We start from the raw sequence: 14,972 nt of genomic DNA on the forward strand, positions 1-14,972 counted from the left end.
TCTAGGGGGGTGTGTCTTGGGTGCATCCTTGTTTGCCCCGGAGGGGGGCGGGGTGGCGTCAGCGTGGTGCCATGGTGGCGCTGGAGCTGCGTCAGCCCCGCTGCGCGGCTCTGGCCTGCGAAAAGTGCGCTTCGGGGTCGGGTGAATGCACGCTGCGCCATCTTGGGTGTTGCCGTGGCGCCAAAGCGGTGCCATGATGGCGTCATGAACCTCACGCCGTACGTAGGACAGCTCCGGCACGAGCTCGCCGTGGCCGCCGGGGTGGGCGGGACGGATGGGGCGGGCGGGGACGAGGCCCGTCTCTTGGCCGAGCGCCTCACCGCCCCGCTGGAGTCGGCCGCCCGCCTCACCCTTCTGCACGCGATCTCCGCCGCCGCGGACGAGATCACCGTCGATCTGGCGCCGGGCTCCGTCGACGTACGACTGCGCGGGGCCGATCTCGAGTTCGTGGTGACACCGCCGCCGGCGGCGGGAGCGTTCGACGCGCAAGCCGAGTACGCGGCGCTCATGGCGGCGCATCGGGTGCCCTCCCTGCCGGCCGCGGAGCCGGCCGGTCTCGCAGCCGCCGCCGAGACCGATGGCGCGGCCGGTGACACGTCCGGTGACACGGGTGACAGCGGGACCGCCCGGATCAACTTCCGGCTGCCGGCCCGGACCAAGGCGCGTGTGGAGGAGGCGGCGAACCGTGACGGCCTCTCGGTCAACGCCTGGCTCGTCCGGACCGTCTCCGACGCCGTGGAGCGGCCTCACCTCCGGGAGAGCCCGGGGTCAGGCGGTCGTGAACTCTGGGGCGCCGGCAGCGATTTCACGGGATGGGTGCGGTAGCCCCCGACGACCCGCGCCTCAAGGCCCCGGCCCCTGGCGCCGGACCTCGACCGCAGGTCCGGGGCCGCGACCACCGACCCGGGCCGCAATGACCTCACCCACCGGCCGACCACACACTTCACCGACCGGGCCCCAGGGCCCGACGAGACCCCAGGACGGGACAGCCATGCCTTCTTTCGACACCCCGAAGCCCATCATCGCCACCCTCACCCTCGACGTGGGGCACCTGCGGATCGTGGCCGGGGACCGTGCGGACACCGTCGTGGACGTACGTCCCAGCAGCGAGGGCCGGGAGGTGGACATCAAGGCGGCCGAACGCACCCGCGTCGAGTACGCCCACGGAAAGCTGCTGGTCAAGGGGCCCAAGGAACGTTCCATCTTCGGCAAGAACGCGTCGATCGACGTGGAGGTCGCGCTGCCCGCCGGCTCCGAGGTGCACGCCACGGCCGCCCTCGCGGACATCACCACCGAAGGCCCCCTCGGCGACGCCCGGTTGAAGACCTCCGCCGGGGACGTACGGATCGAACGGGCCGCGGAGGTCCGGGCGACCACCGGTTACGGAGACGTCTCCGCAGGAAGCGTGCACGGAGCGGCCGACGTCAGCACCGGCTCCGGCGAGATCCGGCTCGGCCAGGTCCGGGGAGCGGTCGTGGTCAAGAACTCCAACGGCCCCGTCGGCCTCGGCGACATCGAGGGCGACATCACGGTGAAGGCGTCCAACGGCGCCGTCACCATCGACCGCGCGGCCGCCGACCTCACCGTCAAGACCGCCAACGGCGCCATCCGCGTCGGCGAAATGACGCGTGGCACGGGCGAGTTGGAGACGGCCGCGGGCAAGATCGAGGTCGGCATCCGCGAGGGTACGGCCGCGTGGCTCGACGTACGGACCCAGGCGGGCGTCGTCCGTCAGTCGCTGGAGGAGTCGGGGAGCCCGGCGGCGCCCGGCGAGGCCACCGACACCCTCAAGCTGCGCGCCCGCACGGGCCTCGGCGACATCTCGATCCACCGCGCGTGAGACTCCACGGCGCGTGAGACTCCACGGCGCATAAGCCTCCACCGCGCGTGAGGCTCCACCGCGCGTGAGGCTGCCCCTGGGCATGACACTCCGCTGGGCGTGAGGCCCACCGGACGCGCGGCTCCCCCCGGCGTGAGGCCCTGCCGCCGGGTGGGGAGCCGACGCGTCCGTCGCACTCAACAGCCCCCTCCCTCCTCCCCCCCGCAACAGCCGCCCCACCCCTCTCAACGGCACCCCCATCCCAAACGCGCCCCCCTTTCCACGGCACCCCCATCCCAAAGCGCCCCACCCGAAAGGAACGGACAACGGACATGGCAACGCCCAACCCGGTCCCCTCGCCCAACCCGGTCCACCCGCCCCGCCCCCCGGCGATCACCGCCACCGGTCTGCGCAAGTCCTTCGGCGAGAAGACCGTCCTGGACGGCATCGACCTGGAGATCCCCCAGGGGACGATCTTCTCCCTCCTCGGCCCCAACGGCGCGGGCAAGACGACCGCCGTGCAGATCCTGTCCACGCTCATCGCCGCGGACGCCGGGGACGTACGGATCGCGGGGCACGACCTCGTCCGCGAGCCGGACCAGGTGCGCGCCGCGATCGGTGTCACCGGTCAGTTCTCCGCCGTCGACAACCTCCTGACCGGCGAGGAGAACCTCCTCCTCATGGCCGACCTGTACGGCTTCGGCCGGCGCACGGCACGGGGCCTCACCGCCGACCTCGTGGAGCGGTTCGACCTCGTCGAGGCCGCGCGGCGGCCCGTATCGACGTACTCCGGAGGCATGCGGCGCCGGCTCGACATCGCGATGACGCTGGTCGGCAATCCGCGCATCATCTTCCTCGACGAGCCGACCACCGGACTCGACCCGCGCAGCAGGCACGACATGTGGGGGCTCGTGCGCGACCTCGTCAGCGACGGCGTCACCATCTTCCTCACCACCCAGTACCTGGACGAAGCCGACCAACTCGCGGACCGGATAGCGGTGTTGAACGACGGCAAGCTGGTCGCCCAGGGCACCGCCGCCGAACTCAAACGGCTCGTGCCCGGCGGTCACGTCCTGCTCCGCTTCGCCGATCCCGGCAGCCTGGACGAGGCGGCCCGGACGCTCGGCATCGGCACCCGCGACGAAGCGGCCCTGACACTGCAAGTCCCCAGCGACGGCAGCCTGAAGTCGGTCAAGGCGGTGCTCGACTGGATCGACGCCGCCGAGCTCGAAGTCGAGGGGCTCACCATCGACACCCCCGATCTGGACGACGTGTTCTTCGCCGTCACCGGCCACCCCGAGAACGAGAAAGCGACGACCCGATGAGCGACAGCACCGGAGCACAAGCACAAGCACAAGCACACGCCCCCGCCGCGACCGCCGACCGCGGCGACGCCGGCACCCCCTCCCGCCGTGACCGGCCGGGTCCCGACCGCCACCCCGACCGCCCCCGCGACCGTCCCACCCCCGAGCCCACCTCGGGGCTGCGCAACTCCCTCACCATGTTGCGCCGCAACCTCAGGCACGCCCGCCGTTACCCGGCGATGACGATCAGCCTGGTGAGCATGCCCATCGCCATGCTGCTGCTCTTCAATTACGTGTTCGGCGGCGCGATGTCGGCCGGCATGGGCGCCGAAGGGTCAGGCGACTACATCGACTACCTCGTCCCCGGCATCCTGCTGATGGCCGTCGGCGCGGGCGTCCTGCCCACCACCGTCGGCGTCAGCATGGATATGACCGAAGGCATCGTCGCCCGTTTCCGGACGATGCCGATCAGGGGCTCCTCGATCCTCACGGGGCGTGCCGTCGGCGCCGTCATCCAGACGATGCTGAGCATCGTCCTCGTCACCGGGGTGGCCTTTCTCGTGGGCTTCCGCTCCGGCGCCGAACCCCTCGAATGGGTCGCGGCGGCCGGGCTCCTCGCCCTCATGTCCTGCGCCCTCACCTGGCTCGCGGTCGCGCTCGGGCAGCTGGTCAAGGCTCCGGAGGCGGCCAGCAGCGTCGCTCTGCCCTTCTCCTTCCTGCTGCCCTTCCTCAGCAGCGTCTTCGTGCCGCTCGACTCGATGCCGGGCGCGCTGCGCGCCTTCGCCGAGTGGCAGCCCTACACCGCCTTCACCGAGACGCTGCGCGGGCTGCTGACCGGCGGGGAGATCGGCAAGTTCGGCCCGCTGGCGGTCGGTTGGGGCTTCGCCATCGCCCTGCTCGGCTTCCTGTGGTCCCGCTCGCTCTTCCGGCGGAGCGCGAGGCGGTAGCGGGGGAGGGGGATGGGGGGAGGGGCAGGGCGGGGGCCTCCGCGGGCCCGACCACGGTCCACGGCCACCCTCCCCCTTGGCCTGTCCCCCCGCACACCGACCAAACACCGACCCCGTCAGAGGTATAGACAGCGCTTTCCCCCGCCTGATACACCCCTGACGCATGACCCCAACCCGCCGTACGTTTCTCGCCGCAACCGCTTTCAGCACGACCGGAGCCGCCGCCATGCTGACCCTGCCGGCCCCGGCGTACGCCGCCGCGGACGACGACGAGTTCACCGTCCTGCGCAAGCGCTGGCTGGAGATCTCCCTCGGCACCGGGTACGACCCCGCCACCGAGCCGTACGCGTCCCGGCTCAAGGAGACCGGCGACCTGGCCCGCGCCTTCCGTTCGGCCATGGCGCCCGGCGCCAAGTCCCTCTGGCCCGACGCCCCGTTCGACCCGCCCGCCGGCATCACCCTGAGCTACAGCAGGCTGTGGACGATGACCCAGGCGTACATCTGCGAGGGCACCGGGTCGACGGGCGACGCCGGACTCCTCGCCGACGTCCTGCGCGGCCTCGACCACCTCGGGGACACCGTCTACCACTCCGCCACCACCCGCTACGGCAACTGGTGGGAGTGGCAGATCGGCAGCCCCCGGCTCCTCATGGACATCGTGGCGGCGCTCCACGACGAGCTCGGCGCGGCACGCAGGGACAAGGCCTTCGCCGCCGTCGACCACTTCGTCCCCGACTCCGCGATCGGCGACTACACCGGCACATCGACCGGGGCCAACCGCGTCGACCTGTGCCGTTCGGTCGCCCTGCGCGGCATCCTCGGCAGGGCCCCGGCCAAGGTCGCCCTCGCCCGTGACGCGCTCTCACCCGTCTTTCCCTACGTGACGAAGGGCGACGGCCTCTACGCGGACGGCTCGTTCGTCCAGCACACCTGGGTCGCGTACTCGGGAACGTACGGGCAGGTCATGCTCGACGGCCTCGGCCGGCTCTTCGCGCTGCTCGCCGGGTCGACCTGGGAGGTCACCGACCCCAAGAAGCAGATCATCCTCGACAGCGTCGAGCGGGCGTACGCGCCCCTGATCGTCGACGGCCTGATGATGGACAGCGTCAACGGCCGTGCCATCAGCCGCGGTTACCTCAAGAGCGACGACCGCAGGATCATGCGCAGCGACCACTTCCACGGCCAGGGCCTGATCGCCGCCATGGCGCTGCTCGCGGGCGGCGCGAGCGCGGCCGAACGGCGGCGCTGGCACGCCCGCATCAAGGGCTGGATCGAGCGGGACACCGTGACGCCGATCCTCACCGCCCGGCAGTTCGGGGTCGCCGACCTGGCGCGGCTGCACGCGGTCGCGGACTCCGGTGTGGCGGCGGCGCCGGAGCCGGTGGAGCACCGGCTGTTTCCCGCCATGGACCGCGCGGTGCACCGCCGCCCCGCCTTCACGGCGAACCTCTCGATGGCCTCGGAGCGGATCGCGTACTACGAGTGCGGCAACGGCGAGAACCCGCGCGGCTGGCACACGGGCGCCGGAATGCTCTACTGGTGGGCCGCCGGGAGCCGCGGCGACCAGTACACCGACTGGTTCTGGCCGACCGTCGACCCCTACCGGCTGCCCGGCACGACGGTCTCCACCAAACGGCTCCCCGACAGGGCGGGCGGCGAGTGGGGCGCGGCAAGGCCCGCCGTGACCTGGGTGGGCGGCGCGACGGACGGCGAGTTCGCGGCCGTCGGCCAGCACGTCAAGGGGCTCGGCTCCACGCTGCGGGCCCGCAAGTCGTGGTTCTGCGCCGCGGACGCCGTGATCTGCCTGGGCGCCGGGATCACCGCCGGGGACGGCGTCCCGGTGGAGACGGTCGTCGACAACCGCAACCTGGGCGAGTCCGGCACCGCGGCCTTCACCCTCGACGACCGCGCGCGCCCCCGCTGGGCCCACCTGGACGGCCACGGCGGCTGGGTCTTCCCCGGCGGTACGTCCGGGCTGCGGACCCTGCGCGAGGACCGCACCGGCGCCTGGTCCGACATCAACACCACCAGCTCCACCGAGCGCCGGACCCGGCGCTGGCAGACGCTGTGGCTGGACCACGGCACGGACCCCACGGACGCTACGTACGCCTATGTCCTGATGCCCGGGGCGTCGCGCCGCACCCTGGCGGCCCGCGCCGCCGACCGCCGCTGGTTGTCGGTCCTCGCCAATTCGGACGAGGTCCAGGCGGTGGCCGTGGACTCGCTCGGGCTGACCGGGGCCAACTTCTGGCAGGCGGGGGAGGCGGGGCCGCTCGCCGTCACCGCGCCGTCGAGCGTGCTGCTCAGGCAGCGGGGGAGAACGGCTACCGTGCGTGTGAGCGAACCCCCGCGCACCGGAGAACCCTTCGAATGTGTCTGGAACCGTCCCGTGGCCCGCGTGGTGAGCAAGGACCCCTCGGTGGAGGTGGTCGCCACGGGCAGGTCGCTGCGGCTGCGGATCACGCCGGGAAAGGCGTGCGCGAGCCACCGGTGTGAGGTGTCTCTCAGGTGACGGAGATCTCCGGATGACCACCCGGTGGGGGCTTTTTTGTGGAACCCCCACAAGGGAGGAGGGGCTGAGCCGTCACTTCTTCATGGCGGCGGCTCTCTTCTGTCCGGGGGTGCCAGGAAAACGGCCCGGAGACTGTGAGGAGTCGACGGTCCGTTTCCCTGGGAGCCCTCCGTAAGGTCGCTTACATGACCGTTTTGGACGAGACCGCTTCCTCCGGGAGCGAGCCCACCGACTCGCGCGGCCGGGTGGCCGAGCTGCATGAGATCCGTGCCGAGGCCCTCCGGGGACCGAGCGAGAAGGCGACCGAGGCGCAGCACGCCAAGGGCAAGCTGACCGCACGCGAGCGGATCGAACTCCTGGTTGACCCGGGTTCGTTCAACGAGGTCGAGCAGTTGCGCCGGCACCGGGCCACCGGCTTCGGCCTGGAGGCGAAGAAGCCGTACACCGACGGTGTCATCACCGGGTGGGGCACGGTGGAGGGCCGCACGGTCTTCGTCTACGCGCACGATTTCCGGATCTTCGGCGGGGCGCTGGGTGAGGCGCATGCCACGAAGATCCACAAGATCATGGATATGGCGATCGCGGCCGGTGCGCCGCTGGTCTCGCTCAACGACGGCGCCGGCGCCCGGATCCAGGAGGGCGTCTCGGCGCTCGCCGGTTACGGCGGCATCTTCCAGCGCAACACCAGGGCCTCGGGCGTCATCCCGCAGATCAGTGTGATGCTCGGCCCGTGCGCGGGCGGCGCGGCCTACTCGCCGGCGCTGACCGACTTCGTGTTCATGGTGCGTGAGACCTCGCAGATGTTCATCACCGGCCCCGATGTGGTGCGTGCGGTGACGGGGGAGGAGATCAGCCAGAACGGGCTGGGCGGGGCGGATGTGCACGCCGAGACCTCGGGTGTGTGCCACTTCGCCTACGACGACGAAGAGACCTGCCTGGCCGAGGTCCGCTACCTGATCTCGATGCTGCCCTCCAACAACCGGGAGAACCCCCCGGCGCATGAGTCCGAGGACCCGGTGGAGCGGCGTTCCGACGTCCTGCTGGATCTGGTGCCGGCGGACGGCAACCGCCCCTATGACATGGCCAAGGTCATCGAGGAGCTCGTCGACGACGGTGACTTCCTGGAGGTCCATGAGCGCTGGGCGCGCAACATCATCTGTGCGCTGGCCCGGCTGGACGGCAAGGTGGTGGGGATCGTCGCCAACCAGCCGCAGGCGCTGGCCGGTGTCCTGGACATCGAGGCCTCGGAGAAGGCCGCCCGGTTCGTGCAGATGTGCGACGCCTTCAACATTCCCATCGTCACCCTCCTGGACGTCCCCGGTTTCCTGCCCGGGGTGGACCAGGAGCACGGCGGGATCATCCGGCATGGTGCGAAGCTGCTGTATGCGTACTGCAATGCCACGGTGCCGCGGATCTCGCTGATCCTGCGCAAGGCCTACGGCGGTGCTTACATCGTCATGGACAGCCAGTCCATCGGCGCGGACCTGACCTACGCGTGGCCGACCAACGAGATCGCCGTCATGGGTGCCGAGGGTGCTGCGAATGTGATTTTCCGGCGGCAGATCGCGGCCGCGGAGGATCCTGAGGCGATGCGGGCGCGGATGGTCAAGGAGTACAAGGCCGAGCTGATGCATCCCTACTACGCCGCCGAGCGCGGTCTGGTTGATGACGTCATCGACCCGGCCGAGACCCGCGAGGTCCTCATCAAGTCCCTCGCCATGCTCCGCAACAAGCACGCCGACCTGCCCTCGCGCAAGCACGGCAACCCCCCGCAGTAGCGACGGGCCGGCGTCCACGACCGCAGTAACCCACGCAGTAGCCCACAAGGAGAACGCTGCAGATGAATGCCCCCGACATCCGCGTCGAGAAGGGTCACGCCGAACCCGAGGAGGTCGCGGCCATCACCGCGATCCTGCTGGCGCGCGCCGCTGCCCAGCCTGCCGCCCCCGCGCGTCGCGGCCGTGACAAGGCCGGCTGGCGCCGCCTCGAGCGCAGCCCCGGCTTCCGCGCCCCGCACAGCTGGCAGGGCTGACACCCGCATTCCGCCGAGGCCCCGCTTCCCCTCAGGGAGGCGGGGCCTCGACGTGTCCCGAGGCAAGCTGCGCGGCGGCGGACTCCGCCAGGGCGCGCACCGCGGGATGCCAGGCCTTCCCCCGCGGCCCCGACAGCACGAGCCGCCGCGAGGTCCGCGGCGAAAGCGGCAGCAGCACCAGGTCGGGCGGGACGAGGGAGCGGGACGCCTCCGTCAGCACGGTCACGCCGAGGCCCGCCTGCACCATGCTGATGAGGGTCGCCAGGTCCCGGACCCGGCGGGCCGGGGCGAGCTCCTGCCCCGCGAGGCCGTGGACCGCGCGGACGCGCTCCTCGCAGCCGCCCGGCGAGATCAGGAAGTCGTCGTCCTCCAGGTCGCGGATGTCGACGGCCGGCTCGCCCGCCAGCGGATGGTCCCGGGGGAGCAGGGCGCGGTAGCCGTCGACCGCGAGCAGGACGCCGGGGCCGGGCTCCGGGTCGACCAGGACGGCGGCGTCGGCCGTGCCGTTCTCCAGCCAGTCGCCGATCTCGGCGCTGTCGCCCTCGAAGACCCGCACCGTGACCTGGGGCGTGCTCTGGCGCCAGTGCCGCAGCAGGCCGGGCAGCAGGCCCTGGCAGACCGTGGGGGTGGCGGCCAGCCGCACTGTGCCGGTCAGGGCGTCGGCGGCGTCCGCGGCGACCTGTTCGACGGAGCGCACCGCCGACAGCGCGCTCCGGGCGTACGGCAGGACCCGCTCGCCGAGGACCGTGGTCCGCACCGGGGCCGACCGGATGAGCAGCGCGCCGGTCAGCTCCCGCTCCAGGGAGGCCACGGCGTGCGACACCGCGGACTGACTCATGCCGAGCTCGGCGGCCGCCGCGCTGAAGCCGCCCGCGTCGACGACGGCGACGAAGGCTCTGAGCTGCGGGAAGTTCACGGTCATGAGGCGGCCTCATAGGGGATGACGGCTCTGCGTTGGATCAAGGGTGCCGGTCCGGGCGAGGGTGGGCCACGGGCCGCCACCGGGCGGCACCGCAGTGACCACGGCGTACGACTCGAGGAGAGCCATGCCCCACATCAGGGCCACCGTCACCGACCCCGACCTGCCCGCGGAGGTGCGCCAGGCGCTCGCCGAAGGGCTGACCCGCCTCGCCGTCTCCGCGCTCGGCAAGTCCCGCGCCCGTACCGTCGTCCACCTCGACCTGGTCCCCGCCGACCGCTACCACGTGGCCGGAAAACCCCTGTCCGGCGCCCTCGACGCACACCTGGAGGTCAGTCTCACCGCGGGCACGAACAGCGCGGCCGAGAAGGCCGCCTTCATCGCCGGGGCCCAGGACTTCCTGACCGGGCTCCTCGGCCCGCTCGCCCGCGGCGGCGTCGCCCTGCACGAACTGCACCCCGAGAGCTACGGCTATGGGGGCGTGACCCAGTTCGCGCACTACCGCCGGAAGTGACAGGGGCCCGCACGCCGAGGCGTGCGGGCCATATCCGCGTACGGGCAAGAACAGGTACGGGGGACTACCGCAGCCGCGCCATCAGCGCATGCTCGACCAGCGTGATCAGCGCGCTCTTCGCGTCCGCGCGGTGTCGCGCGTCCGTGGTGATGATGGGGGTGTCCGGGCCGATCTGCAGCGCCTCGCGCACCTCGTCGGGCGTGTACGGCTGGTGGCCGTCGAAGCCGTTGAGGGCGATGACGAAGGGCAGCCCGGAGTTCTCGAAGTAGTCGACGGCGGGGAAGCAGTCGGCGAGCCGCCTCGTGTCGACCAGGACGACCGCGCCGATCGCGCCACGGACCAAGTCGTCCCACATGAACCAGAAACGGTCCTGACCGGGCGTACCGAAGAGGTACAGGATCAGGTCCTGGTCCAGGGTGATGCGGCCGAAGTCCATGGCCACCGTCGTGGTGGTCTTGTCCCCGGTGTGGGTGAGGTCGTCGATGCCCGCGGACGCGGACGTCATGACGGCCTCGGTGCGCAGCGGGTTGATCTCAGAGACCGCCCCGACGAACGTGGTCTTGCCCACGCCGAAGCCGCCCGCCACCACGATCTTCGCGGAGGTGGTGGAGCGGGCTGTTGCTCCGCCGCTAGAGCTTGCGAAGTCCACTGAGCACCCTTTCGAGCAGTGTCACGTCTGGCTGGCCGCCGGCGGTCTCGTCGCCGCCGGGCTGATGGATGGCGACAAGTCCGGCCTCCGCCAGGTCGGCTACGAGGATCCGGGCGACGCCGAGGGGGATGGAGAGCAGCGCCGAGATCTCGGCGACTGACTTGATCTCGCGGCACAGGTTGCAGATGCGCTGGTGCTCGGGCAACTGGCCCTGCAACTGGTGCGGTTGTGCGGTGGTGTGCACCAGCGCCTCGATGGCGAGCTGGTAGCGCGGCCTGGTGCGGCCGCCCGTCATGGCGTACGGGCGCACCAGGGGGTTGCTCGCCGACCCGGCGGGCGCCGGTTCGGGGGCGCGCCGCTGGGGCTGCACGGGCTGGATACGGGGCGCGTGCGCCGGCGTGCCCTGGTCGTACGGGCGCGGTCCTGGCTGCTGGGGCTGCCCGTACGACTGGCGGCGGTGGCTCGGCGCGGAGGGGAAGTTGTACCTGTTCGGACCGCCGTCGTGCCGGCCGCCCTGGCCATGACCAGGGGACCAGTTCGCCGATGACGAACCGTCTGGGGGTGTTGCCACGTTGCTTCCTCCTCCAACTGTGCCGGGCACCATCACTGTGGAGCCGCGTCCCGAAACCTTACGGGCACGGGACACGAAAACGCACCGTCTGTCTGTTAGTTGAGAAGGCTCCCCTGGAGCTCCGCGCGCAGGTCCGGCGTGAGAACGGTGCCCGCGCGGTCGACAAGAAGTGCCATCTCGTACCCAATGAGACCGATGTCCGCATCTGGGTGGGCGAGAACGGCGAGCGACGAGCCGTCGGAGATGGACATGATGAAGAGAAATCCTCGCTCCATCTCCACAACGGTCTGGGTGACGGAGCCGCCCTCGAAGATCCGGGAGGCCCCGGCGGTCAGCGAGGTCAGCCCGGAGGCGACGGCCGCGAGCTGGTCGGCGCGGTCGCGGGGGAAGCCTTCGGACATCGCCAGAAGGAGTCCGTCGGCGGAGACCACCACGGTGTGGGACACCCCTGGGGTGTTGTCCACGAAGTTGGTGATCAACCAGTTCAGGTTCTGTGCCGCCTGGCTCATCGGGCTCACACTAACGCTCCTGGTTGTAGGTGCTATCAGGGCTGAAGCCCTGGCCATTCGTGTCACTGCCTGCTGTGCGTCCCCGCTGGACGCCCCGGCGCAGGTTGCTCAGCCTGCCCCGTACGTCCTCGGGGTCGCGGGAGACCTGGGGGCCGCCCTGTGGGGTCTGTTCCGCGGTGCCCTCGACCAGATTGGCCTTGGGCACCCGCCGCGGGAGTCCGGACGAGGTGACCCCGCCCGCCTTCGGCTCCTTGAGGCGCTCGGCACGCTGCCAGCGCTCGTCGTTGGACGAACGCCAGTCGTCCCGGCCCTCGCCGGCGGCGGGGGAGCTCTCGTTCCCGTTCGCACCGGAGGAACCCCTGCGGGGGAGGCCCGCGTCGGTCATCTCGTGGACGACGGACGGAGTCGGTCCCGGCCGGTCGAAGCCTACGCGCTCGGCGTCGGCCGCGTGGGCTGGTGGGGCAGATTCCGCTTCCTGGCCGTAATCGGCCTGGTAGCCGTCACCGCTGGGCCAGTCATCCTGGTGGGAGCGCTCCGGATAGGAGATCTGCGGGTCCTGGTAACCGGCCTGGTAGCCGTCCTGGGCAGGCTGTTCCTGGTAGTACTGCTCCGCCGGGTACTGCTCCTCGCGGTAGCCGTCGTCGGCGTACTGCGCGGTCGCGTACCCGCTGTTGCCGTACTGCTCGTTCTCGTAACCCTGGCCCTGGTCGTAGCCCGCCTGCTGCTGCTCGTCGTAGACGGGAGCCTGCTGGTCGTAGCCGGCCTGCTGCTCGTACCCGCCGTGCTGCCCGCCCTGCTGGGGCTGCTGCTGCGGCTCCACCTCGTCGCGGAAGAGCGGACGGTGACCGCCGGGCTGCTGGGCCTGGGCCTCCAGGGCCGCCCTGCGCTCCTCGCGCATCAACGAGCGGCCGACCGGGTCGAGTTCGGGCTGCGCCTCGGAACCGTCACCGTGGTAACGGCTGTCGTCGAAGCCGAGCTCGGCGGCCGTGCGCAGCGGCTCGGCCTCCAGGGCCTGCTGCTCCGGGATGATCGAGGAGACGGTGAACTCGCTGTCGTGCGCGGCCTGCTCGCCACCACCACCGTGGGTGATCGCGTCCGGCAGCATGACCAGCGACGTCGTGCCCGCCTGCTCGCCCGAGGGGCGCAGCTGCACGCGGATGCCGTGCCGGTCGGAGAGCCGGCCGACCACGAACAGGCCCATGCGCTGCGAGATCGCGGCGTCCACGGTCGGCGGGTTGGCCAGCTTGTGGTTGATGTCCGCGAAGTCCTCGGCGGTGAGGCCGATTCCCTTGTCGTGGATCTCGACCATGATGCGGCCGTCGGGCAGCCGGGTCGCGGTGACGCGGACCTTGGTCTGCGGCGAGGAGAACGTGGTGGCGTTCTCCAGGAGCTCGGCGAGCAGGTGCACGAGGTCGGTCACGGCCAGGCCGTGGATCTCGGCCTCCGGCACGCCGGAGAGCTCGATGCGCTCGTACTGCTCCACCTCGGAGGAGGCGGCGCGCAACACGTCGACCAGCGGGACCGGCTGGTCCCAGCGGCGGCCCGGCTCCTCGCCGGAGAGGACCAGGAGGTTCTCGCCGTTGCGGCGCATGCGGGTCGCCAGGTGGTCCAGGCGGAAGAGGCTCTCCAGCTGGTCCGGGTCGGCCTCGTTGTTCTCCAGGTCGGTGATGAGGGTCAGCTGGCCCTCGATCAGCGACTGGTTGCGGCGCGACAGGTTGGTGAAGATCGCGTTGATGTTGCCGCGGAGCAGCGCCTGCTCGGCGGCGAGCCGGACGGCCTCCCGGTGCACCTGGTCGAAGGCGCGGGCGACCTCGCCGATCTCGTCCGTGGAGTTGATCGGGATGGGCTGCACCCGGGTGTCGACGCGACCGGGGTCGGTGCGCGAGAGCTGGTCGACGAGCATCGGCAGACGCTGCTCGGCGATGCCGAAGGCGGCGGTACGCAGCTGACGCATCGCCTTGGACATCTGGCGGGCCATGAGCCCGGCCAGGATGAAGGCGGCGAGCAGCGCGAGCACCACGATGGCGCCGGTGATGTAGGCGTTGCGCTGGGCGGTGGCGGCGATGTCGGACGCCTCGTCCACGGCCTTGTCGGCGAGGTCCGACTCGATGGTGCGGTACGCGTCGAACTTGGCGGTGGTCGTGGCCCACCAGGCCTTGGGCGTGATGCCCTTGCCGGCCAGCTCGACGCGTGCGCTCGGCTGGGTGCTCGGCATGGTGGCGATGGCCGCGACCATCTTGTCCTGCGAGAGGGCCGGCCCCGCCTGCTTGTCGGCGGCGGCCGCCAGCTCCTTCTTGGCGTCCTCCAGCTTGGCGACGTCCTCGGGGGTGCCACCACCGGTGTACTCCTCGATGGCGATGCGCTCGAGGTAGGCGTACGAGGAGAGGGAGGTGCGCTGGAGCGTGAACGAACCGGTGCCGGGACCCGGCTTGACCAGCAGATGGGTGCCGATGGACCGCTGCAGGGAGAGAGCTGCCTTGGAGAGGGAGATCGCGTAGACGGTACGGCCGTAGCTGGTGATGTTGCCGGTGCCCAGACCGAGCTCGTTGGCGAACTCCATCAGGGGGTGCTGGATGGCGACGTAGCCCTCTTCGGTCTGCACGCCCGGCAGCTTGGTGGTGTACGCGGCCTGGCGCAGCGGACCGAGCTTCGGCTCGACCTTGCGGAAGCCGGCGAGGCGGCGGTTGAGGCCTTCCTTGTCCGGCATCTTCTCGGCCGCCGACTTGAACTCGGCGGCGGCCTGGTCGGTGGCCTTGCGCGCCTTGACGACGGCCGGGTCGTTCCGCTTGCCGTTCAGCAGCGGAGCGGCGGAGATGTCGCGTTCCTCGATGAGACGGTTGCCGTAGTTCAGCGACGCCCGCACCAGACGGGCGGTGTTCTCGGCGTCCTGGGCCTCGCTCCAGGTGTCGATGGACCCCTTGACCTGGAAACCGCCCATGACCAGGCCGACGAGCACGGGTATGAGCAGGATCGCGTTCAGCCGGGTCGGCACGCGCCAGTTGCGGGGGGACATCCGTCCACCGGAGGCGGCCGGGGGCTCGTTTCCTGGCGCGGTGGCCATGTCGGCGGGGGACGCCGCTGTGCGCGGCGGCGGGGTGAAGTTGCCCCGCGTGTCCCCGGTGGGGGATGCCGCGGGGCTCGGCTTGCTTCGCCTCACTCGACCAACAACCTCTCGGCGGCGGCACTCACGTCGTGC

General features: G+C 71.2%; 13 protein-coding genes. 8 read left to right on the forward strand and 5 right to left on the reverse strand.

What is annotated here, in order from left to right; genetic code table 11:
* Window positions 1-204 precede the first annotated feature (204 nt).
* From ACZ7DY_RS33415 to ACZ7DY_RS33445, 7 genes are all read left to right on the forward strand, one after another.
* The gene (locus tag ACZ7DY_RS33415; protein WP_471142209.1) at window positions 205-825 is read left to right on the forward strand and encodes a hypothetical protein; all 621 of its coding nucleotides are present in this window, start codon (window positions 205-207) and stop codon (window positions 823-825) included.
* Between the two features lie 166 nt (window positions 826-991).
* Entirely contained in the window at window positions 992-1,840 is an 849-nt protein-coding gene (locus tag ACZ7DY_RS33420; protein ID WP_471142212.1) for a DUF4097 family beta strand repeat-containing protein, read from the forward strand.
* 311 nt (window positions 1,841-2,151) lie between these two features.
* Complete coding sequence (locus tag ACZ7DY_RS33425) at window positions 2,152-3,144, forward strand: ATP-binding cassette domain-containing protein (protein WP_471142213.1); 993 nt, start codon at window positions 2,152-2,154, stop codon at window positions 3,142-3,144.
* Window positions 3,141-4,070 carry an ABC transporter permease gene (locus ACZ7DY_RS33430; RefSeq protein ID WP_471142215.1) on the forward strand — a complete coding sequence of 310 codons (930 nt, stop codon included), beginning with the start codon at window positions 3,141-3,143 and terminating at the stop codon, window positions 4,068-4,070. The genes ACZ7DY_RS33425 and ACZ7DY_RS33430 overlap by 4 nt, the downstream gene beginning before the upstream one ends.
* Before the next feature lie 163 nt (window positions 4,071-4,233).
* A complete protein-coding gene (locus tag ACZ7DY_RS33435) occupies window positions 4,234-6,582 on the forward strand; it encodes a polysaccharide lyase 8 family protein (protein ID WP_471142217.1) in 2,349 nt (782 codons plus the stop codon).
* Window positions 6,583-6,767: 185 nt separating this feature from the next.
* On the forward strand, window positions 6,768-8,360 hold the full coding sequence (locus tag ACZ7DY_RS33440) for an acyl-CoA carboxylase subunit beta (RefSeq protein ID WP_471142219.1): 1,593 nt from the start codon (window positions 6,768-6,770) through the stop codon (window positions 8,358-8,360).
* Window positions 8,361-8,422: 62 nt separating this feature from the next.
* Window positions 8,423-8,614 carry an acyl-CoA carboxylase subunit epsilon gene (locus ACZ7DY_RS33445; protein ID WP_471142221.1) on the forward strand — a complete coding sequence of 64 codons (192 nt, stop codon included), beginning with the start codon at window positions 8,423-8,425 and terminating at the stop codon, window positions 8,612-8,614.
* 31 nt (window positions 8,615-8,645) lie between these two features.
* Here the strand turns inward: ACZ7DY_RS33445 and ACZ7DY_RS33450 are convergent, their stop codons facing one another.
* The gene (locus ACZ7DY_RS33450) at window positions 8,646-9,536 is read right to left on the reverse strand and encodes a LysR family transcriptional regulator (protein ID WP_471142223.1); all 891 of its coding nucleotides are present in this window, start codon (window positions 9,534-9,536) and stop codon (window positions 8,646-8,648) included.
* 124 nt (window positions 9,537-9,660) lie between these two features.
* Between ACZ7DY_RS33450 and ACZ7DY_RS33455 the strand changes: the two genes are divergently transcribed.
* Window positions 9,661-10,047 (forward strand): tautomerase family protein, encoded by a 387-nt coding sequence (locus ACZ7DY_RS33455; protein WP_471142225.1) that lies wholly within the window; start codon window positions 9,661-9,663, stop codon window positions 10,045-10,047.
* 64 nt (window positions 10,048-10,111) lie between these two features.
* Here the strand turns inward: ACZ7DY_RS33455 and ACZ7DY_RS33460 are convergent, their stop codons facing one another.
* The 4 genes from ACZ7DY_RS33460 to ACZ7DY_RS33475 form a co-directional block, all read right to left on the reverse strand.
* Complete coding sequence (locus ACZ7DY_RS33460) at window positions 10,112-10,696, reverse strand: GTP-binding protein (protein WP_030361923.1); 585 nt, start codon at window positions 10,694-10,696, stop codon at window positions 10,112-10,114.
* The gene (locus ACZ7DY_RS33465) at window positions 10,677-11,267 is read right to left on the reverse strand and encodes a DUF742 domain-containing protein (protein WP_471142228.1); all 591 of its coding nucleotides are present in this window, start codon (window positions 11,265-11,267) and stop codon (window positions 10,677-10,679) included. The genes ACZ7DY_RS33460 and ACZ7DY_RS33465 overlap by 20 nt, the downstream gene beginning before the upstream one ends.
* A gap of 95 nt (window positions 11,268-11,362) precedes the next feature.
* Window positions 11,363-11,776: a roadblock/LC7 domain-containing protein gene (locus ACZ7DY_RS33470; RefSeq protein WP_030787419.1), complete on the reverse strand. Its 414-nt coding sequence runs from the start codon at window positions 11,774-11,776 to the stop codon at window positions 11,363-11,365.
* A 10-nt stretch (window positions 11,777-11,786) separates the two neighbouring features.
* A complete protein-coding gene (locus ACZ7DY_RS33475; protein WP_471142232.1) occupies window positions 11,787-14,933 on the reverse strand; it encodes a sensor histidine kinase in 3,147 nt (1,048 codons plus the stop codon).
* Window positions 14,934-14,972: the final 39 nt, after the last annotated feature.

This window comes from Streptomyces sp. NPDC037013 (assembly GCF_055607265.1).